Raw genomic sequence first — 18,072 nt, 5'->3', positions numbered from 1 at the left:
CTCCCGAACTCCGCCCGGCCACCCGCCGAAGGCGTTGCCGGCGTCAGGCCGGGAGGGTCTGGCGGTGGGGGGCGAGGGCGGGGCCGGTGGTGGTGGGGATGAACTCGGTGATGCGGTATTCGGTGGCGTTGCCCTGGCTGAAGGGGTCGGTGGCGACCAGGGCCTCGATGGCGTCCCGGCTCTCGGCGACGGCGATGATGACGCCGCCGTCTCGGGGAACCTTGCGGCCGGAGGCGAGGAAGGTGCCGGTCGCGTAGTGCTGCTCCAGCCAGGCGACGTGGGCGGGCAGCAGCGCGTCGATGCGCTCCAGCGGGGCGGTGTAGGTCAGCTCAAGAATGAACACCCGATCATCCTAGGATGCGGCGGCACCGGGCCGGATCAGGCCCGACTCGTAGGCCGCGGTCATCAGTTGGGCCCGGTCCCGGGCGGTGAGTTTCTGGAGCAGCCGCCCGAGGTGGGTCCTCGCGGTGGACAGGCTGACGTGCAGGCGGGCCGCGATCTCCTCGTTGGAGAGGCCGAAGCCCGACCAGGACGAGCACCTCCCGTTCGTGTTCGGTGGTCCCGGCGAGCGCCGCCGGGACCACCGCGGAGGCGGGGCGGCGGGTGTACTCCTCGATCAGCCGTCGCGTCACCCGGGGTGCCGGCAGCGCCTGCCCGGCGGCCACCACCCGTACCGCTTCCAGGAGTTCGGCCGGCCGGGTGTCCTTGAGCAGGAACCCGGCCGCGCCCGCGCGGAGCGCCGCGAACGCGTAGTCGTCCAGGTCGAAGGTGGTCAGCACCAGAAACGCCGCCTGCGCCGTCCTGCTGCCCACCGGCCGCCGGCTGGCGGACCTGTACGACTCCAGCGGGCTGCCCGGCTGCGCCCGGACGTGGCGCTGCCGGGCGCCCGGGTGGTGTCGGTGCGGACGCTGGGCGCCGACGGCCGGCCGTTCACGCCGACCGCCCCCGAGGTGTGCGGGCCGTCCGCCGCCCCGCCGAGCGGTGCCTGGACGCGATCGACGCGATGCACCTGTCGCAGCGCGTCGCGTGTCAGCCGGCCGGGCGCTACCGGGCGTTCCAGTGGGCGGAGACCGGGGCGCCGGTGCTGCTGTCGGCGGCCGTCGTGGCGGGCTGCGCAGTCCGGCTGCGACACGGCGTGCCGGTCTGACGGGCGGTCAGCGGCCGGTCCAGCCGAACCAGGTGAAGTGGTTGAGGGGCCAGACCACGGCGGCGGTCGGGCCGACCACGTTGTCGACGGGGACGGCGCCGCCGGCCGGGCCGTCGCGGTGGTAGCGGGAGTCGGCGGAGTCGCTGCGGTGGTCGCCCTCGACCCAGACGTGGCCGGCGGGGACGGTGATGGGGCCGAAGTCCAGGCCGGCGCAGGAGTCGTCGCCGGGGTGCAGGTAGGGCTCGGAGACGGGCTGGCCGTCGACGCTGAGGGTGGTGCCGCGGCAGGCGACGGTCTGGCCGCCGGTGGCGATGACCCGCTTGACCAGGTAGTCGTCGCCGGGTGGCAGCAGGCCGATCGCGCTGAGGCCGGAGTGGACGGCGCCGGTGAAGGCGTTGCTGTCCTTCGGGGCGGGCGGCAGCCAGCCGCCCGGGTCCTTGAAGACCACGGGCTCGCCCGGTTCGGGCTTCCAACCGGTGAGCGGGGCAAGCTTGTTGACCGCGACCCGGTCGCCGACCTGCAGGGTGTTCTCCATGGAGCCGGACGGGATGGAGAACATCTGGAACAGGCAGGACTTGATCACCACCGCGACCACCAGGCCGACGGCGATCATCACGGGCAGTTCCACGTACCAGGGCCGGCGCCTGCGCCAGCCCTGCTCCTGCGCCGTGGTCTCCTCGGTCACCGCAACCGACACCGACACCGCCTCCTTACGAGGAACAGCACGCTAACCCGCGCGCCGGGCGGGAGGAAATCCGGCCCTTACGCGGACCGGACACACCCGTTCAGTTCTCGGGGCGGCCGCTGTCGCCGGCGATCGCCTCGTGATGCCTGATCACCTCGGCGATGATGAAGTTCAGGAACTTCTCGGCGAACACCGGGTCGAGGTGGGCGCTGACGGCCAGTTCGCGCAGCCGCGCGATCTGCCGGCGCTCCCGCTCCGGGTCGGCGGGCGGCAGCCGGTGCTCGGCCTTGAGGCGGCCGACCTGCTGGGTGGCCTTGAAGCGCTCGGCGAGCATGTGGACGACGGCGGCGTCGATGTTGTCGATCGACTCGCGCAGGCGGGTCAGCTCCGCCCGCACGGCACCGTCGATCTCCGCCGAGGAGGTCTCCGCCGGGGAGGTGGTGGGCTGGTCCGTCATGGGGGCGGCTCCGATGCGGGTGCGGGTGGGCTCCGGGCGCGGCGGGGTGCGGCGGACGGGCCGTCCCGGGCGCGGGCGAACGGCCAATCTAACAGGGCAAACCCGTCGCTTTCGCCCTGATCACCGCCGCGTTCCGCGATGTGGGACGGCTCCCGGACAACCCCCCGGACGGCCACCGGACGCCCCCCGGGCGCGGCGGCGCGCCGTTCGCCCACCGGGCGGCGGTGCGCGCCGTAGGCTGGGCGGGCCGCGGCCGCAAGTGCGGTCGTGGGTGGAGCAGTTCGACCGGCAGTTCCCCCAACAGGAGGTACCTGATCGTGGCAACGACCCGCATCGCGCACACCGAGTGGGAGGGCAACCTGCTCGACGGCAAGGGCCTGGTGACCTTCGACTCCTCGGGCATCGGCGAGTACCCGGTGTCCTGGCCGTCCCGGGCCGAGGCGGCCAACGGGAAGACCAGCCCGGAGGAGCTGATCGCGGCCGCGCACTCGGCGTGCTTCTCGATGGCGCTCTCGCACGGCCTGGCCGGTGCGGGCACCCCGCCGGAGAAGCTGACCACCACGGCGAACGTGACCTTCCAGCCGGGCACCGGCATCACCGGCATCCACCTGACCGTGATCGGCACCGTCCCGGGCCTGGACGAGGCGGGCTTCGTGAAGGCCGCCGAGGACGCGAAGGCGAACTGCCCGGTCAGCCAGGCGCTCACCGGCACCACCATCACGCTCAGCGCCACCCTCGGCTGACCTGCCCCGACCTGCCCTCCGTCACGGCGGGTGAGCAGGGGCGTACGCCCCCGGCGTGCACCGAATCCGGTGCCCGCCGGGGGTCTCGCACGTAATGTCGGGTCACATCTGCGGGCATTTCAACCAAATCGTCCCGCCGCCGGTCGCGCACAGTTACACCGGCGGCCTATGATCGGCGGACGTGGCCCGAGGCCGCCGACAGCTCCCCGGTCGCCGGCCGGGGTCCGGCGGACGGAGCGGGGCCGCGGGCCGGTCTCCGCCCGCAATGGGTGTCGGCCGTGAGTCAGTGGCAGCAGCGGACGGGAGCGTGCCGTGCCGGGCCGGAACGTCGGGGCCGACGCACACCATCGGGGTGGGCGGCCCGAAGCGCCGCACCCGCAGAGCGGTGCGCACTCCGCCGGGGTGGCCGAGGGCCCGCCCCAGACCTGCGCCGCCTGCGGCAGTTCGCTGAGCGCCGACGCGGTGCACCTGGCCGACGCGCTGCGGGCCAGCGAGTCGCGTTTCCGCGCCGCGTTCTCCGACGCCGGCTTCGGCATGGCGCTGATCGACGCCGACGACCTGGTGATCGAGGGCAATCCGGCGTTCGCGGCCATGCTCGGCCGGAAGACCGCCGAGCTGCCCGGCATGCACATCCACCGGATCATCGACCCCGAGGACCCGTCCCGGAAGCGCTACCGCGAAGTGGTGCGCGGCGAACGCGACCGGATGCGCACCGAGAAACGCCTCAAGCACCGCAGCGGGCGCGAGGTCTGGGGCCGGGTCACCGTCTCGCTGATCCGCGACGGGGCCGGCCACCCCTACTACACGCTGGTCATGGTCGAGGACATCACCGAGCAGCGACAGCTCGGCGACCGGCTCGCCTACCAGGCGCTGCACGACCCGCTGACCAGGCTGCCCAACCGGGCGCTGTTCTACGAGCGCCTCGAGGCGGCGTTCAAGCCGGACGGACAGGCCGGGCCGGGCGTCCGGGACGGCGAGCGCCGGATCGGTCTGTGCTACGTCGACCTGGACGGGTTCGCCGCCATCAACGAGACCCTCGGCCACCACATCGGCGACCAGCTGCTGGTCGCCGTCGCCGCCCGGCTGGAGCACGGATTCGGCGACGGCGAAGGCCAGTTGGTGGCCCGTCTCGGCGGCGACGAGTTCGCCGTGCTGGTCACCGACAGCGGCGGCGACCAGCAGCTCACCCACCTCGCGGCCGGGCTGATGGACGCCCTGGAGCGGCCCTTCGAGGTGGCCGGCCACCGCCTGACGGTGACCGCCTCGATCGGCGTGGTGGAGCGCCCGGTACGCGGCTCCACCCCGACCGACCTGATCCGCGACGCCGACTCCACCCTGTACTGGTCGAAGGCCGACGGCCGCGCCCGCTGGACGCTGTACGACCGCGACCGCGGCGCCGACCAGCTGACCAGGCACCTGCTGGCGACGGCGCTGCGCCCGGCCGTGGAGCGCGGCGAGTTCACCGTCGAGTACCAGCCGCTGGTGGGCCTGACGGACGGCACGGTGCACGGTGCGGAGTCCCTGGTGCGCTGGCGCCACCCCCGCTACGGGCTGCTGTCGCCGGACCGTTTCATCCCGCTCGCCGAGGAGTCCGGGGCGATCGTGCCGCTCGGCAAGTGGGTGCTGGAGGAGTCCTGCCGTCAGGCCCGGCGCTGGCTGGCCGAGTTCCCCGACGCGGAGACCTTCGTGTCGGTCAACCTGGCGGCCCGGCAGATCTGGGACTCCGACGTGGTCGCCGACGTCGCCGAGGTGCTGGAGCGCACCGGGCTGCCCGCCCGGCTGCTGCAACTGGAGATCACCGAGAGCGCGATCCTCGGCCCGAGCGGACGTCCGCTGCAGGCACTGCAGGCGCTCGCCGAGATGGGCGTGCGGATCGCCATCGACGACTTCGGCACCGGCTACTCCAACCTCGCCTACCTGTCCCGGCTGCCGGTGCACGCGCTGAAGCTCGACGGCACCTTCATCGAGGCGTTCCGGGAGAGCTCCCCCGGCGACGGCGGACGGCGGCGCGCCGCCGACGAGCAGATCGTCGGCGCCGTCGTGCAGTTGGCGCACGCGCTGGGCCTGACCGTCACCGCCGAGGGCATCGAGAACGCCGCCCAGGCGGAGCGCCTGCGGCAGACCGGCTGCGACACCGCCCAGGGCTGGTACTTCGCCCGCCCGGGCACGGCCGAGCGGATCGCCGAGATACTGCGGGAGTGCCCCCGTTCGTGAACCGTCAGCCGGTGAGCCCGTACGCCTCGGCGATCAGCCCGTAGGACGTCAGCCGGTTCCGGTGGCCGTGGATGTGCGAGGTCACCATCAGCTCGTCCGCCCCGGTGCGCCGGCGCAGCGCCTCCAGGCCCTCGGCCACCTCGGCCGGGGTGCCGAGCACCACGTTGGCCAGCCAGGACTCCAGGAAGTCCGCCTCGGCCAGGGTGTACGGGTGCGCGGCGGCCTCCTCCGGGGTGGGGATCGGCCCGGGCCGGCCCTGGCGCAGCCGCAGCATGCCGAGGCCGGCCGAGCGGGCCAGCCACAGCGCCCGCTCGGTGCTCTCGGCGGCGACGGCGCTGACCCCGATCAGCGCGTACGGCTCGGCCAGCACCTCGGACGGGCGGAAGGTGTCCCGGTACAGGTCGAGCGCGGGCACCGTGTTGGCGGCGCTGAAGTGGTGCGCGAAGGCGAACGGCAGGCCGAGCCCGGCGGAGAGCTGCGCGGAGAAGCCGGAGGAACCGAGCAGCCAGATCGGCGGGCGGGCGGCCGAACGCGGCACCGCCTCCAGGCGGGCGTACGGGTGGCCGTCGGGGAAGTCGCCGTCCAGGAAGTGGGTGAGTTCGGCGAGTTGACGGGGGAAGTCCTCGGCGCCGTCGGCCAGGCCGCGGCGCAGCGCCCGGGCGGTGGCCTGGTCGGTGCCGGGGGCGCGGCCGAGGCCGAGGTCGATCCGGCCGGGGTGCAGGGCCTCCAGCAGGCCGAACTGTTCGGCGACGGAGAGCGGGGCGTGGTTGGGGAGCATCACGCCGCCGGAGCCGAGCCGCAGGGTGCTGGTGTGCGCGCCGAGGTGGGCGAGCAGCACGGCGGGCACCGAGGAGGCGACGCCGGGCATGCCGTGGTGCTCGGCGACCCAGAACCGGTGGTAGCCCCAGCTCTCGGCGCTGCGGGCGAGTTCGGTGGTGGCGGCGAGTGCCTCGCCGGCGGTGTGGCCGGTGCCGACGGTGGCGAGGTCCAGGATGGAGAGCGGGGCGGGGGCGGTGCCGGCCGCCCGGCCGCGGATCCGGTCGTCCTCGCCGGGGTGCTGTTCGGTCGGCTCCGGTGCGCTGCTCATGCGGTGCGTCCTCCTGGTGCCCCGGCCGGGCGCCCGGGCGTTCGTCGGAGCACAACCCGCCGGCCGGCCGGGCTGTTCCCGCCGCCCGCCGCGAATGTGCCGGCCTCCGATCGGCTGGCGAGTTCGCGCCAGCGCGGGAAGTCGCCAGCCGGAAGGATCGAGCCGGGCCCGGGGGATCCCGATCGGCTGGCGAGTTCGCGCCAGCGCGGGAAGTCGCCAGCCGGAAGGATCGAGCCGGGCCCGGGGGATGCGGCAGGCTGGTGCATCGCGGCGGAGAACCTACCGGCTCCGCGCATTCGCACGGATCGGCGGGCTCGACCAGCTCCGCCGGTCCTCCCCGGGCCCCCGCAGCGGCACCCCGCCGGGGGCTCTCAGCATTCCCGGACGCGTGTGCGACATGCCACACGGGGGTGCTTCAGGTGATGAAAGGTGTCCGCGCTAGCGTTGACCCTCGTTGCAGCTGCCTCTCCCCCGGGCGGGCTGGAGGGAGAGAACCTTGGACGCCAACGCCGTCATCGCACCGGCGTGGTACTGCGCCGTCGCTCTGGTCGCGGTGCTCGGCGACGCCTTCCTGCCGTTCCTGCCCAGCGGGACGCTGGTGATCCTGGCCGTGCTGAAGACCGGCCAGATGGGCGGCTCGCCGCTGCCGCTGGCCGCAGGCGTGGCGGTGTCGTCCTTCCTCGGCGACATCCTGCTGCTCAACCTGGCCCGGCGCGGCGCGCCCGCGGTCAACCGGCGGCTGGCGCGCCGCCCCCGGCTGGCGGCCAACGTGAGCCGGGTGCAGCGGGCGCTGACCGCCCGCACCACCAGCCGGACGGCGGCGGCGATCGTGATCGTGGCGCGCTTCGTCCCCGCCGGGCGGACGGTGCTGGACCTGGCGGTCGGTCACTCCCCGCACCGGCCATGGACCTTCCTGCGCTGGTCGGCGGTGTCCGCGGTGGTGTGGGCGGCGTACATCGTCAGCCTCGGCTGGCTGAACCTTCACTGGTTCGACACCGAGTGGCTGAGCCTGGCGATCTCCAGCCTGGCGGCGACGGCGATCAGCACCCTGGTGGTCCAACTGGTGCGACGGCGCCGCCGCCTGGCCGTACTGGTCGAGGGCGAACTCGTCTAGGGTCTGTGTCCCAGGACGGCAACAGGACGGCCCTGGCGGGAGCCGGGCGAACCCGGCCCGCGTGGTGACCGGTTGAGGGCGGGCGGCGTTGGACCGCCCGTCCCGGGCATGCCATCCTTGGATGGCGAAACCGTCAAATTGTCCGAGTTTGCCAGAAGTTGACCATCCGGAGCCGCGGCCGGCGTCCGGATCTTCTTCTGGCCGGGCCCACTGCGGCAGGGGAGACCATGAGCACCATCTCGCGCAGGACAGTGCTGTCCGCCACGGCGGCCACCGCGGCCCTGGGGGCCGTCGCGGCCTGTTCCGGCGGGGGCGGTGCGGGCGGCCGCCCGGGTTCGGACGCGGGCACCGGCACGGGCGGCAGCAAGCCCGCGCCCGGCCAGTCCAGCGCCAAGGGCACCCCGATAGGCGACGGTTCCAACGCCGACACCGGCCCGCAGCCCAACCAGCCGAAGCCCGAGAAGCTGAAGCCCGGCGAGGCGCCGCCGCAGTTCGTGGTGTTCTCCTGGGACGGCGCGGGCGGCACCGACGACGGCCAGTTCACCCGCTTCCTCAAGCTCGCCGAGGAACACAAGGCGACCATGACGTTCTTCCTCTCCGGCATCTACGCGCTGCCGAAGGAGAAGGCCTCGCTGTACCACCCGCCGAAGCACTCGCAGGGCGCCTCCGACATTCCGTTCCTCTCCGAGAACGCCGTCCGCAACACGCTGAAGCTGATCAGCCAGGCATGGCTGGCCGGCCACGAGATCGGCACCCACTTCAACGGGCACTTCTGCTCCACCCGCTCGGACGGCAACGGCGTCAACAAGTGGTCGCCGGAGGACTGGGAGAGCGAGATCGAGCAGGCGGTCTCCTTCGTCACCCAGTGGAAGACCAACACCGGCTTCACCGACGTCGACCCGCTGCCCTTCGACTACAAGAAGGAGCTGATCGGCGGCCGCACCCCGTGCCTGGAGGGCCAGAAGTCGCTGCTGCCGACCGCCGCCAAGCTCGGCTGGAAGTACGACGCCAGCTCGCCCGGCGGGCAGCAGATCTGGCCGCAGAAGGTGCAGGACGCCAAGATCTGGGACTTCCCGCTGCAGGGCATCCCGTTCCCCGGGCACAGCTTCCAGGTGCTGTCGATGGACTACAACATCCTCGCCAACCAGTCCGCCGGCACCACCAAGGGCGACCCGGCCAAGTACAACGAGTGGCGCGACCAGGCCCGGGACTCCTACCTGGCGGGCTTCAACCGCGCCTACACCACCAACCGCGCGCCGTTCTTCGTCGGCAACCACTTCGAGCAGTGGAACGGCGGCATCTACATGGACGCCGTCGAGGAGACCCTCAAGCAGATCTCCGGCAAGCCGGACGTCCGTCTGGTCTCGTTCAAGCAGCTGGTCGAGTGGCTGGAGGCGCAGGACCAGTCCACGCTCCGTAAGCTGCGCACCCTCGGCGTCGGCCAGGCCCCGGCCGCCGGCTGGCAGAGCTTCCTCGGCACCGCCTGACGCCCCTTCGCCCCGGGCACCGGGCCGCGCGATACGGCGGCCGGGGCACGCGCTACGGCGGCCGGGGCACGCGCTACAGCGGCCGGGGCGCGCGGTACGGCGGCCGGGGCGCGCTGCGGGTAGCGGGCCCGGACGGCGGTGGCGCTCGCCCGGGACGCCTTCCCGTCGCCGTACGGGGAGGGCACCTCGGCGAGCAACTCGCGTATCGCGGCAGCGAGTTCGGCCCCGGCACGGGCCAGTCGGGCGGTGGCGCTCGCCCAGGACCCTGCCCATCGCCGCACGGGGAGGGCACCTCGGCGAGCAACTCGCGCAGTACGGCAGCGAGTTCGGCCCCGGCGCGGGCCGGTCGGACCCCCCGGCCCGCACCGCCTCCGGGCGCCCGGTGGAGTCGCGGGACCACCGCCGGGGGCCGTTTGAGTACCGCGCACCCCTCCCGGACGCCGCCGGAGTCGGAGACCAGCAGCTGGCAGTACCGGGCCGACGCCGGGAACGCGGCACGGGCGGGCGGCCCGACCGGGCGAAGCCGCCCAGGTCGCCGGTGTTCTCGGGCCGGTGGACGATGGCCAGCAGGTAGTTCTCGGGCCGGACGCCGTACCGGGCCGGCACGGCGCGGGCGGCGAGCTCGTCCACGGTGCAACCGGTGATCAGGATCCGCCGCGGGTCGATACCTTCGCGCGCCAGGTGGTCGGCGGCGGTCCGGGTGGGCGCGCAGTGCAGATCGGCGAGCGGGGCGACGACCCGCCGGTTCGCCTCCTCGGGCATCGCGGAGTCGAAGGACTGCAGGCCCGCTTCGACGTGCACGACCGGGACACCCGCGCAGCGCGCGCCGAGCGCCCCGGCGACGGCGCTCGCGGCGGCGGGCGGGTGTGCGGCGAAGTGCCGGCCGAGTTCGCCGCCCACGCCGCCCAACCGGTGGCGCAGGGCGGATCCCCGTACTTCCCGGCCCGCACCAGGCAGGCACGGGAACCCAATAGCCGCGCGAGGGCGCCGAGTTGACGATTCCCGCCGATCTACCCGCCGCACGATTCGCCGCCCACACCGCCCAACCGGTGGCGCAGGGCGGATCCCCGCACTGCCCGGCCCGCACCAGGCAGGCACAGGAACCCAATAGCCGCGCGAGGGCGCCGAGTTGACGATTCCCGCCGATCTACCCGCCGCACGATTCGCCGCCCACACCGCCCAGCCAGTGGCGCAGGGCGGATCCCCGCACTGCCCGGCCCGCACCAGGCAGGCACAGGAACCCAACAGCCGTGCTATGAGGCTGAGTTGGCGATTTCCGGGCCAATCTACCCGCCGCGCGGCCCGCCGCCCACACCGCCCATCCGCCCGCGCCGCCCGGTCCGCATCAGGCAGGCGCGCCAACCCAACACTCGGGCGAGGACGCCGAGTTGACGACTTCCGGCCGGGTTCCGGGGGTCGCGGGAGGTCGTGCCACTCGCGGGTGGGACGGGACGGCGGAACCGAGCGTCGAGCTATCGGCGGGCGGGCTCTTGAACGGCGGTCCGTGGTCGTGACGCCCCGTCAATGAGCGCCACGCGCGCGCCTTTGCCTTTCGGCCGCGCCCCGGGACCACCCGCCCGGCGCAACGGCCGGGCGTCGGTGGGCGCCGCCGGGTGCGGCGTCCGTGTGGACTTCCCGCCGACCCGCGCGTCAAGGCGGTCTGATCATCGGCCCGGCAGTCACCTTTGGCGTCGGCCTGGAACCCGCCGGGCCGGGACGAGAGGAGACAGCCGTGTACGGACCCCATGTCGGAGGAATCCCGCCGGTCGCGGCCGGTGGCGGGGTGCTGGCCTCCACCGGATCGCCCGGGCTCGGCCTGGCCGCCGCCGCGGCCACCGGCCTGCTGCTGATCGGGGTGCTGCTGGTGCGGCGCGGCCGGCTGGCCGCCACCCCCGGATCCGAACGCCCCGACGCCGAACGCCCCGGCCGCCGCCCCTGACCGCTTCCGCCCGTCCGCCCCTCGTGTGGAGCCGCCCATGCCTGCCACCGCGCTCTCCGGGCTGCCGGCCCGGCCGACCGCCCGTTCCCGCCCCGGCCGCCTCGGCATGGTGTGCGGCCCGCTCTCCCTCGCCCTGGCCGGCCTGCTGGTCGGCGGCGAACACATGTACCGCAACCTGGAGTTGACCGCCGTCGCCCAGGTGGCGGCCCACCTGCTGGGGCTGCGCACCCTGCTGCTGCCGAGCCCGAGCGCACCGGTGCTGTACGCGGGCGGGCCGGACCACCTGGAGCAGGGCATCGCGCTGACCACGGGGTGCAGCAGCGCCCTGCTGATCGCGCCGTTCGCCCTGGTCCTCGGCCTTCTGCTGGTGTTCGGCCACCGCCGTCCGGGACGGCTGCTGCTGGCCCTGGCGCTGGCCTTCACGCTGATCGCCGGTACCAACCTGGGCCGGCTCACCCTGATCGTCGCCATGCAGCACCGCTACGGCAGCGCCGGCTTCGAGTGGACGCACGTCCTGTTCGGCTCGTTGCTGATGATGGCCGCGGCGCTGGCGGCCCTGCTGCTCTGCCTCGCGGTGGTCGCCCGTGGCTCCCGCTCCGCCGAGGAGGTCGCCCCGTGAGCCTGCTCGACCTCTCCGTGTGCCTGTCCTTCATCCTCGGCGTCGGCTTCCTCGGCTACGTCGGGGTGATCGTGACCGGCTTCCTGCGCGCCCGCCCCGACGCCCCCGGCGACCCGTCCGACTACCAGTGGCACTTCGTGATCCCGTGCCGCGACGAGGAGGCGGTGCTCGGCGCCACCCTCGACCACCTGCTCCACCGGTTCCCCACCGCCCGGCTGTGGGTGGTGGACGACCACTCGGCGGACCGCACCGCGGACGTGGCGCTGCGGCGCGCCGCCGCGGGGCTGCCCGTCCACCTGGTGCGGCGCCGGCTGCCGGCCGCCCGCACCGGGAAGGGCGACGCGCTGAACGCCGCCTACCACGCGCTGGAGAACTGGCTGCCGCCCGGCACCGACCCGGACCGGGTGGTGCTGACCGTGGTGGACGCGGACGGCCGCCCCTCGCCCAACCTGCTGCACGTACTGGCCGGGCCTTCCTCGTTCGGCGACCCGGCGATCGGCGCCGTCCAGGTGGAGGTCCGGATGTCCAACCGGTCGGTGGCCGCGCCGCTGCCCGGCCGGGGCCGGGTCGCCAACGCCCGCGCCCGGCTGCTGGCCCGGCTCCAGGACCTGGAATTCCGCGGGCCGATCTCCGCCATGCAGATCACCCGCCGCCGCACCGGCACCGTCAACGTCGGCGGCAACGGGCAGGCCAACCGGCTCAGCGCGCTGCGCGCGGTCGCCGCCGAGACCGGAAGCCCCTGGGGGCAGGCCCTGTTGGAGGACTTCGAGCTGGGGCTGCGGATGATGCTGGCCGGCCGTCGCAACGCCTACACCACCACCGCCTGGGTCGAGCAGGAGGCGCTGTGGAGCGTGCGCCAGCTGCTCACCCAGCGGGTGCGCTGGGCGCAGGGCTCGATGCAGTGCGCGCGGTACCTGCCGCGGATCTGGAGCTCCCGGGAGTTCAGCGCGATCGGCTTCCTGGAGGTGGGCTACTTCATGGCGCAGCCCTGGCTGCAGGTGGTCGGGATGTTCGCCTACCTGCTGCCGATCGGGGTCTTCGGCTACCACGCCTGGGCCTACCCGGAGTTCACCGTGGGCTTCCTCACCCACGGCGGCGCGCTGCTGCTGAGCCTGTACCTGCTGCTCGGGGTGGCCGAGTTCGCCGTGTGGGGGCCGCTGTACCGGCGTCGCTGCGAGCGGGACATCGGCCGGGGTTCGGCGCTGGGTTACGGGTTGGCGCTGGCGGTCTACGCGGCTGGGACGTACCTGGTCGCGATGCGGGCGTTCTGGCGGCTGGTGCGCGGGGACCAGGGGTGGCACAAGACCGCCCGGACGGCTGCGGACACGGCGAATTGATGTGGCGTCAGACATGTCGTCACCGCGGTCCGGTCAGCTGCTCCATTCGACCGGATTTCCCAACTTTTCACATAAATCCCTTGCCGCATCAGGGAATTGATCACCAGCCATCGGAAACGGCATCCCTCCACCAGAAAGGCGGTCCGTCCGTGACCACCGTCTCCACCCGAACCCGCGTCCTGGCCGGCGCGGCCCTCGTCGGCGGACTGTTCTGCTCCGCCGCACCCGCGTTCGCCGCACTCACCTCCCCCGAGGCACTGGCGTACGTGGTCTCGGCCGACGCGCTGAACAACAACGTGGCCGTCCCGCCGCAACCGCTGTCCACCTACCCGCCGGGCGGCACCCAGACCGAGATCGGCCTGACGGTCGGACCGTTCGCGACCAACTCCACGCTCACCGCCACCACCGCGGGCGACCCGACCACCGGGACTTCGTCCGCCTCCGCCACCGTCGACCGGCTGAGCCTCACCCTCGGCCCGGCCCTGACCGGTGACCTGACCGGCGTCAGCTCCACCTGCAGCGCGGACCCCGGCGGCGCCACCGGCAACGGTGTCATCGCGGGCGGCACGGTCACCGTCCTGGGCGTCCCGACCACCTTGCAGGCGAACGCCCCGAAGAACACCAGCGTCACCGTGCCCGGCCTCGGCGACGTGATTCTCAACGAGCAGTCCACCGACGCCAACGGGGTGCTCACCGTCAACGCCGTGCACCTCACCCTGCTGCCCACCCTCGGTGGCGCCAACGTGATCGTCGGCCACGTCGAGTGCGGCGGCGCGCCGGCGGCCGCGACCGTCCCGATGGTCAACCCCCAGGTCGGGGTGATCGGCGGTTCGCTGGCCGCCGCGGCCGTGCTCGGCACCATGTACCTGCGGCGCCGCGCCTGACCGGAAGCCCGACAGCCGGGTGCCCGCTCGTCTCCAAGGTCGGAGGGAGCGGGCACCCGGCTGTCCGGCGTCGAACTGCCGTGCTCAGACCAGCAGTTCGGCCAGCCGGTCGTCCCAGATGATCGAGTAGTGGCTGGTGTCGGCGACCAGTTCGGTCGGGACGCTGACCTTCGCCGCCGCCAGCCGGCTCTCGTCGTACAGCGCCTGCGGCTCGTTCAGCAGGCCGCGCTCGGCGTACAGGAAGCGGGTCGGGACGGTCAGGCGGTGGATCGCGTCGGCGGCCTCCGGGTCGAGCAGGACCTGGGTGCCGTCGGTGGTGATCGCCTCGTGGACGCAGGAGGAGACCAGTGCGGGGGCCTCGCCGACCAGGTCGCGCTGGGTGTAGGCGTCCAGCTCGTCGTTCCAGTCGGCGAACGCGGGGTGCGCCTGCCAGAACGCGCGGTAGGCCTCGCGGCTCTCGAAGGTCATCGAGAGCCGGGCCAGCGCCGGGCCGAGCACCGCGGCCAGCGCGTCCTGCTCGCTGACGCCCTCGGGCAACGGGAAGGTCACCGCGCCGTCGACCAGGACCAGGTCGGCGAGCAGCTCGGGGTGGCGGGCGGCGGCGATGGCCGACACCCAGGCGCCCATCGAGTGGCCGACCAGCCGGACGGGGCCGGCGTCCAGGTGGCGGATCAGCGCGGCGACGTCCTCCGCGTGCCGGCCCAGGCCCCACGGGCCCGGCAGCTCGCGGCTGGCGGCCCGGCCGCGCAGGTCGGGGGCGTACAGCGAGACCCGGCCCGCGAGCAGACGGGCCAGGCCGGCCCAGGCCAGCGCGTTGGCGGTGATGCCGTGCACGGCGACCACCACGGGCGCGTCCGGGGCGGCGGCCGGCCAGTGCAGGACGGCGAGGTCACCGCCGTCCACGGGGACGGTGAGGTGCTGAGGGAGAGTCATGCGGCGCCTTCCGGAACGGCGGTGACGGACACCTTGGCGGCCTTGGCGGCCCGGCCCGCACGCAGCCGGGCGGGCAGCCGGGCCAGACCGCCGGGCAGCAGGTAGACCACGGCGACGAAGAGCGTACCGAGCAGGAACAGCGGCTGGGAGAGCGGGACCCGCAGCACGGACGGGAGTTCGGCGATGGACGCGGAGTTGGCGAGGTCGCCGAGCCGGTGCGCCGCCCAGGTGTAGAGCACGCCGCCGAGCAGCGGGCCCCACCGGGTGCCGGAGCCGCCGAGCACCACCATCACCAGCAGCGCCAGCGTCGCGTCCGAGCTCGCGGCCTGCGGGGTGGCGCCGCCGGTGAGCAGCAGGTAGACCACGCCGCCGGCGCCGGCCAGGCCGCCGGACACGGTGAACGCGACCAGCTTGAAGCCGTACGGGCGCAGGCCCAGCACCTCGACCCGGCGCTCGTTCTCGCGGATGCCGGCCCAGACCCGGCCGGTCGGCGAGGAGACCGTCCAGTGCACCACGGCGAGCGTGACGACCAGGTAGAGCACCGCGATCCAGTACAGGTTGGCGGTGTTCTGGATGCCGATCAGCGCGTCGGGCAGGTGCTCGGCGGGCGCGGAGCGGCCCTCCTCGCCGCCGGTGAGGCCGCCGGGGTTGCGCTGCACCAGGATCGCCCCGGCCTGCGCGAACGCCAGCGTCACCATGGAGAAGCCGATGCCGGTGACCTTCAGCGACACCGAGCCGAGCAGCATCGCCAGCGCGATCGAGCAGACGATGCCGAACGCCGCGGCCGGCACGAAGCCCATGCCGAACTCCAGCATCGCCAGGTCGGTGGCGTACAGGCCGGTGGCGAAGTACAGGGCGTGGCCGAAGGAGAGCAGCCCGGTGCGGCCGAGCAGCAGGTCGTAGCCGGTGGCGAGGCCGCCGTAGACCAGGCACAGGGCGATCAGTTGGAGGCTGCCGGGGCTGCCGAGCGGTCCGTCCAGCAGGCCGGGCAGCGGCAGGGTGCTGTACGGCGCGATCACCAGGACGATCAGCAGGGCGAGCGGCCACCAGCGCTTGAGGTGGGTGGTCATGCGAGTCTCCCGGTGAGTCCGCGCGGCTTGACGAGCAGCAGCACGGCGAGCAGGACGACCACGGAGAGGTCACCGAGGCCGGCTGCCGTGTAGTAGTTGGCGAACTGCTGGACGAGTCCGACGCCGACCGAGGCGACGGCCGCGCCGGTGACGGAGCCCATGCCGCCCATCACCACGACCACGAAGGCGAAGATCAGCAGGCCGGTGCCCTGGCCGGGGTTGATCGAGCCGAAGTACAGGCCGGCCAGCGCGCCGCCGAGCGAGGCGGCGGCGCCGCCGATGGCGAAGACCAGGGTGAACGCCTTGCGGACGTCGATGCCGAGGGCGGTGACCATGGCCCGGTCCTCGACGCCGGCCCGGACGATCAGCCCGTAGCGGGTCTTGGCCAGGAACAGCCGCAGCAGCACCAGCACGATCAGCGCGGCGGCCATCAGCACGAAACGGTTGACGGGCACGGTCGCGCCCAGCAGCCGCACCGTGCCGGACAGCGCCTCGGGCTGCGGGAACGGCCGGGCGTCGGCGCCCCAGATGCCCATGATCAGGGCGGGCAGGGCGAGTCCGACGCCGACGGTGGCGAGGATCTGGTCGCGCGGCCGGGAGTACAGCGGCCGGATCAGGGCGAGTTCGAGCAGCACCGAGGCGGCGGTGCCGACCGCGGTGCCGAACGGGACGGCCAGCCAGAAGCCGAGCCCGCCGTCGGTGGCGGCCCACCAGGCGGCGTACGCGCCGATGGACAGCAGCGCGCCGTGGGCGAAGTTCAGGACGTCCATCAGGCCGAAGATCAGTGAGAGGCCGGAGGCGACCAGGAAGTACAGCGCGCCGAGCCCGAGTCCGGTGCAGGCGAGCAGGACGACGGTGTTCATCGGGGAGACACCTCGGGATCAGGGGCGGTGGGGCGGTGGCTGCCGACGCCGAGCAGGCGGCGGGCGGCGTCCTCGTCGGCGAGCAGTTCACCGGCGTCGCCCTGGTGGGCGGTGCGGCCGTCGGCGAGGACGGCGCAGTGGCCGGCGACCCGGCGGACCAGGGCCAGGTTCTGTTCGACCAGCAGCACGGGGACGGTCTCGGCGGCCCGGGCGAGCACGTCGGCGACCTCGGTGACGATCTTCGGCGCGAGGCCCTTGGTGGGCTCGTCGGCGATGATCAGCCGGTTGCCGTTGAGCAGCGTGCGGGCGATCGCGACCATCTGCTGCTGGCCGCCCGACAGGGTGCCGGCGGCCTGCTTGTGGCGCTGCTTCAGCTCGGGGAACAGCTCGAAGACCAGGTCGTAGGCGGGGTTGGCGTCGCGTTCGGCGAGGCGCAGGTTCTCGGCGACGCTGAGGCCGGCGAAGATGCCGCGGTCCTCGGGGGCGTAGCCGATGCCCTGGCGGACCACCAGGTGGGTGGGCATCCTGCCGATGTCGGTGCCGTCGAAGACCAGCGAACCGGTGCGCGGGACGAGTCCCATGACCGCTTTGACGGTGGTGGTCTTGCCGGCGCCGTTGCGGCCGAGCAGGGCGGTGACTCCGGTGGCGGCGACGTCCAGGTCCACCCCGTGCAGGATGTGCAGTCCGTCGATCACCACCTTCAACTCGCGCACCGCGAGCAGGGTTTCGGTCACAACGCCTCCCCGAGGTAGGCCCCCTGGACGGTTTCGTCGGCCATCACGGCCTCGGGGGTGTCGAGTGCGAGCAGCGTGCCGTGGTGCATCACGGCGAGCCGGTCGGCCAGGCCCAGCAGGACGTCCATGTGGTGCTCGACCATCAGGACGGTGCGGCCCTGTTCCTGGTGGACGGAGCGGATCAGCTCGACCAGGGCGGGCACCTCCTCGGCGCTCACCCCGGCCATGGGCTCGTCGAGCAGGATCAGCCGGGGGTCGCCCACCAGCAGCACGGCGAGCTCCAGCTTGCGCTTGCCGCCGTGCGAGAGGGAGCCGGCCAGGTCGTCGGCCTGGTCGGCGAGGCCGGTGCGCTCCAGGGTCTCCTCGACCTGCTGCCGGTAGCGCTCGGCGCGCCGCCAGATCCGGTACGAGGCGGACGGGCCGGCTGCCGCCTGGGCGGCGAGACGGACGTGGTCGGCGACGGTCAGGCCGGGCCACAGCGAGGAGGTCTGGAAGGTCCGGCCGAGGCCCCGCCGGGCCCGGGTGGGCACCGGCAGGGCGGTGATGTCGGCGCCGTCCAGGTGGAGGGTGCCGTGGCTGGCCGGATAGATCCCGGAGATCAGGTTGAACAGGGAGGTCTTGCCCGCCCCGTTCGGGCCGATGAAGGCGACGAACTCGCCTTCGGCGACGTCGAGGGTGACGTCCTGGACGATCGGGACGCCGCGGACGGACCAGCCGAGGCCGTCCAGCCGCAGAACCGGGGCGGAGGTGCTCATGTGC

18 protein-coding genes and 2 pseudogenes are annotated in these 18,072 nt (G+C 73.7%); 9 read left to right on the top strand and 11 right to left on the bottom strand.

Translation table 11 applies throughout. The features are described 5' to 3' along the window. Nucleotides 1–43: 43 nt before the first annotated feature. Both ACZ6R9_RS25240 and ACZ6R9_RS25235 read right to left on the bottom strand, forming a co-directional pair. Complete coding sequence (locus ACZ6R9_RS25240; protein WP_380483720.1) at nt 44–343, bottom strand: YciI family protein; 300 nt, start codon at nt 341–343, stop codon at nt 44–46. A gap of 9 nt (nt 344–352) precedes the next feature. Continuing rightward, nucleotides 353–785, bottom strand: a pseudogene (locus tag ACZ6R9_RS25235) (response regulator transcription factor); the annotation flags it as partial. A gap of 167 nt (nt 786–952) precedes the next feature. On the opposite strand from ACZ6R9_RS25235, the gene ACZ6R9_RS25230 reads away from it, so the two are divergent. Further along, nucleotides 953–1,147: a hypothetical protein gene (locus ACZ6R9_RS25230; RefSeq protein ID WP_465540481.1), complete on the top strand. Its 195-nt coding sequence runs from the start codon at nt 953–955 to the stop codon at nt 1,145–1,147. Nucleotides 1,148–1,154: 7 nt separating this feature from the next. Here ACZ6R9_RS25230 and lepB read toward each other — a convergent pair whose 3' ends face one another. Together lepB and ACZ6R9_RS25220 are read right to left on the bottom strand one after the other, a co-directional pair. Then, a complete protein-coding gene (gene lepB / locus ACZ6R9_RS25225) occupies nt 1,155–1,844 on the bottom strand; it encodes a signal peptidase I (RefSeq protein ID WP_465540480.1) in 690 nt (229 codons plus the stop codon). An 88-nt stretch (nt 1,845–1,932) separates the two neighbouring features. Further along, complete coding sequence (locus ACZ6R9_RS25220; RefSeq protein ID WP_380483714.1) at nt 1,933–2,289, bottom strand: chorismate mutase; 357 nt, start codon at nt 2,287–2,289, stop codon at nt 1,933–1,935. A gap of 317 nt (nt 2,290–2,606) precedes the next feature. Here ACZ6R9_RS25220 and ACZ6R9_RS25215 point away from each other — a divergent pair, with 317 nt between their 5' ends. Then, a complete protein-coding gene (locus ACZ6R9_RS25215; RefSeq protein ID WP_380483712.1) occupies nt 2,607–3,032 on the top strand; it encodes an OsmC family protein in 426 nt (141 codons plus the stop codon). Between the two features lie 312 nt (nt 3,033–3,344). Continuing rightward, nucleotides 3,345–5,246, top strand: a complete 1,902-nt coding sequence (locus tag ACZ6R9_RS25210) for a putative bifunctional diguanylate cyclase/phosphodiesterase (RefSeq protein WP_380483710.1) — start codon at nt 3,345–3,347, stop codon at nt 5,244–5,246. 4 nt (nt 5,247–5,250) lie between these two features. On the opposite strand, the gene ACZ6R9_RS25205 is transcribed toward ACZ6R9_RS25210, so the two are convergent. Beyond that, nucleotides 5,251–6,333, bottom strand: coding sequence for an LLM class flavin-dependent oxidoreductase (locus ACZ6R9_RS25205; RefSeq protein WP_465540478.1), 1,083 nt, complete (start codon nt 6,331–6,333; stop codon nt 5,251–5,253). 496 nt (nt 6,334–6,829) lie between these two features. Between ACZ6R9_RS25205 and ACZ6R9_RS25200 the strand changes: the two genes are divergently transcribed. Continuing rightward, nucleotides 6,830–7,447, top strand: coding sequence for a DedA family protein (locus tag ACZ6R9_RS25200; protein ID WP_380483707.1), 618 nt, complete (start codon nt 6,830–6,832; stop codon nt 7,445–7,447). Nucleotides 7,448–7,674: 227 nt separating this feature from the next. Beyond that, the gene (locus tag ACZ6R9_RS25195; protein WP_380483705.1) at nt 7,675–8,934 is read left to right on the top strand and encodes a polysaccharide deacetylase family protein; all 1,260 of its coding nucleotides are present in this window, start codon (nt 7,675–7,677) and stop codon (nt 8,932–8,934) included. Between the two features lie 591 nt (nt 8,935–9,525). Here ACZ6R9_RS25195 and ACZ6R9_RS25190 read toward each other — a convergent pair. Beyond that, nucleotides 9,526–9,735: pseudogene (locus ACZ6R9_RS25190) on the bottom strand (UDP-N-acetylglucosamine 2-epimerase); the annotation flags it as partial. A gap of 931 nt (nt 9,736–10,666) precedes the next feature. On the opposite strand from ACZ6R9_RS25190, the gene ACZ6R9_RS25185 reads away from it, so the two are divergent. The 4 genes from ACZ6R9_RS25185 (at nt 10,667) to ACZ6R9_RS25170 (ending at nt 13,713) form a co-directional block, all read left to right on the top strand. Then, nucleotides 10,667–10,873, top strand: coding sequence for a hypothetical protein (locus ACZ6R9_RS25185; protein WP_380483701.1), 207 nt, complete (start codon nt 10,667–10,669; stop codon nt 10,871–10,873). A gap of 37 nt (nt 10,874–10,910) precedes the next feature. Next, the gene (locus ACZ6R9_RS25180; RefSeq protein ID WP_380483699.1) at nt 10,911–11,492 is read left to right on the top strand and encodes an archaeosortase/exosortase family protein; all 582 of its coding nucleotides are present in this window, start codon (nt 10,911–10,913) and stop codon (nt 11,490–11,492) included. Beyond that, complete coding sequence (locus ACZ6R9_RS25175) at nt 11,489–12,829, top strand: glycosyltransferase (RefSeq protein WP_465540475.1); 1,341 nt, start codon at nt 11,489–11,491, stop codon at nt 12,827–12,829. Before ACZ6R9_RS25180 ends, ACZ6R9_RS25175 begins: the two co-directional genes overlap by 4 nt. Nucleotides 12,830–12,978: 149 nt before the next feature. After that, entirely contained in the window at nt 12,979–13,713 is a 735-nt protein-coding gene (locus ACZ6R9_RS25170; RefSeq protein WP_380483695.1) for a choice-of-anchor P family protein, read from the top strand. Between the two features lie 84 nt (nt 13,714–13,797). On the opposite strand, the gene ACZ6R9_RS25165 is transcribed toward ACZ6R9_RS25170, so the two are convergent. From ACZ6R9_RS25165 to ACZ6R9_RS25145, 5 genes are read right to left on the bottom strand one after another with little or no spacing between them, the layout of a single operon-like run. After that, nucleotides 13,798–14,646, bottom strand: coding sequence for an alpha/beta hydrolase (locus ACZ6R9_RS25165; RefSeq protein ID WP_380483693.1), 849 nt, complete (start codon nt 14,644–14,646; stop codon nt 13,798–13,800). After that, nucleotides 14,643–15,716: a branched-chain amino acid ABC transporter permease gene (locus ACZ6R9_RS25160; protein ID WP_380483691.1), complete on the bottom strand. Its 1,074-nt coding sequence runs from the start codon at nt 15,714–15,716 to the stop codon at nt 14,643–14,645. Before ACZ6R9_RS25160 ends, ACZ6R9_RS25165 begins: the two co-directional genes overlap by 4 nt. Beyond that, nucleotides 15,713–16,579 carry a branched-chain amino acid ABC transporter permease gene (locus ACZ6R9_RS25155; protein WP_380483690.1) on the bottom strand — a complete coding sequence of 289 codons (867 nt, stop codon included), beginning with the start codon at nt 16,577–16,579 and terminating at the stop codon, nt 15,713–15,715. Before ACZ6R9_RS25155 ends, ACZ6R9_RS25160 begins: the two co-directional genes overlap by 4 nt. Continuing rightward, entirely contained in the window at nt 16,576–17,313 is a 738-nt protein-coding gene (locus ACZ6R9_RS25150; protein ID WP_380483688.1) for an ABC transporter ATP-binding protein, read from the bottom strand. The genes ACZ6R9_RS25155 and ACZ6R9_RS25150 overlap by 4 nt, the downstream gene beginning before the upstream one ends. Next, nucleotides 17,310–18,068 carry an ABC transporter ATP-binding protein gene (locus ACZ6R9_RS25145; RefSeq protein WP_380483686.1) on the bottom strand — a complete coding sequence of 253 codons (759 nt, stop codon included), beginning with the start codon at nt 18,066–18,068 and terminating at the stop codon, nt 17,310–17,312. The genes ACZ6R9_RS25150 and ACZ6R9_RS25145 overlap by 4 nt, the downstream gene beginning before the upstream one ends. Nucleotides 18,069–18,072 lie beyond the last annotated feature (4 nt).

The sequence above is a fragment of the Kitasatospora sp. NPDC048662 genome (genome assembly GCF_055587065.1).
The sequence above is the reverse complement of the archived record's forward strand: the minus strand, read 5'-3'. Positions and strand labels throughout refer to the sequence as shown.

Coding starts and splice junctions, on each gene's coding strand:
- ACZ6R9_RS25220 (WP_380483714.1), bottom strand. CDS start 2,289: ATGACGGACCAGCCCACCACCTCCCCGGCGGAGACCTCCTCGGCGGAG.
- ACZ6R9_RS25205 (WP_465540478.1), bottom strand. CDS start 6,333: ATGAGCAGCGCACCGGAGCCGACCGAACAGCACCCCGGCGAGGACGAC.
- ACZ6R9_RS25195 (WP_380483705.1), top strand. CDS start 7,675: ATGAGCACCATCTCGCGCAGGACAGTGCTGTCCGCCACGGCGGCCACC.
- ACZ6R9_RS25180 (WP_380483699.1), top strand. CDS start 10,911: ATGCCTGCCACCGCGCTCTCCGGGCTGCCGGCCCGGCCGACCGCCCGT.
- ACZ6R9_RS25165 (WP_380483693.1), bottom strand. CDS start 14,646: ATGACTCTCCCTCAGCACCTCACCGTCCCCGTGGACGGCGGTGACCTC.
- ACZ6R9_RS25160 (WP_380483691.1), bottom strand. CDS start 15,716: ATGACCACCCACCTCAAGCGCTGGTGGCCGCTCGCCCTGCTGATCGTC.
- ACZ6R9_RS25155 (WP_380483690.1), bottom strand. CDS start 16,579: ATGAACACCGTCGTCCTGCTCGCCTGCACCGGACTCGGGCTCGGCGCG.
- ACZ6R9_RS25145 (WP_380483686.1), bottom strand. CDS start 18,068: ATGAGCACCTCCGCCCCGGTTCTGCGGCTGGACGGCCTCGGCTGGTCC.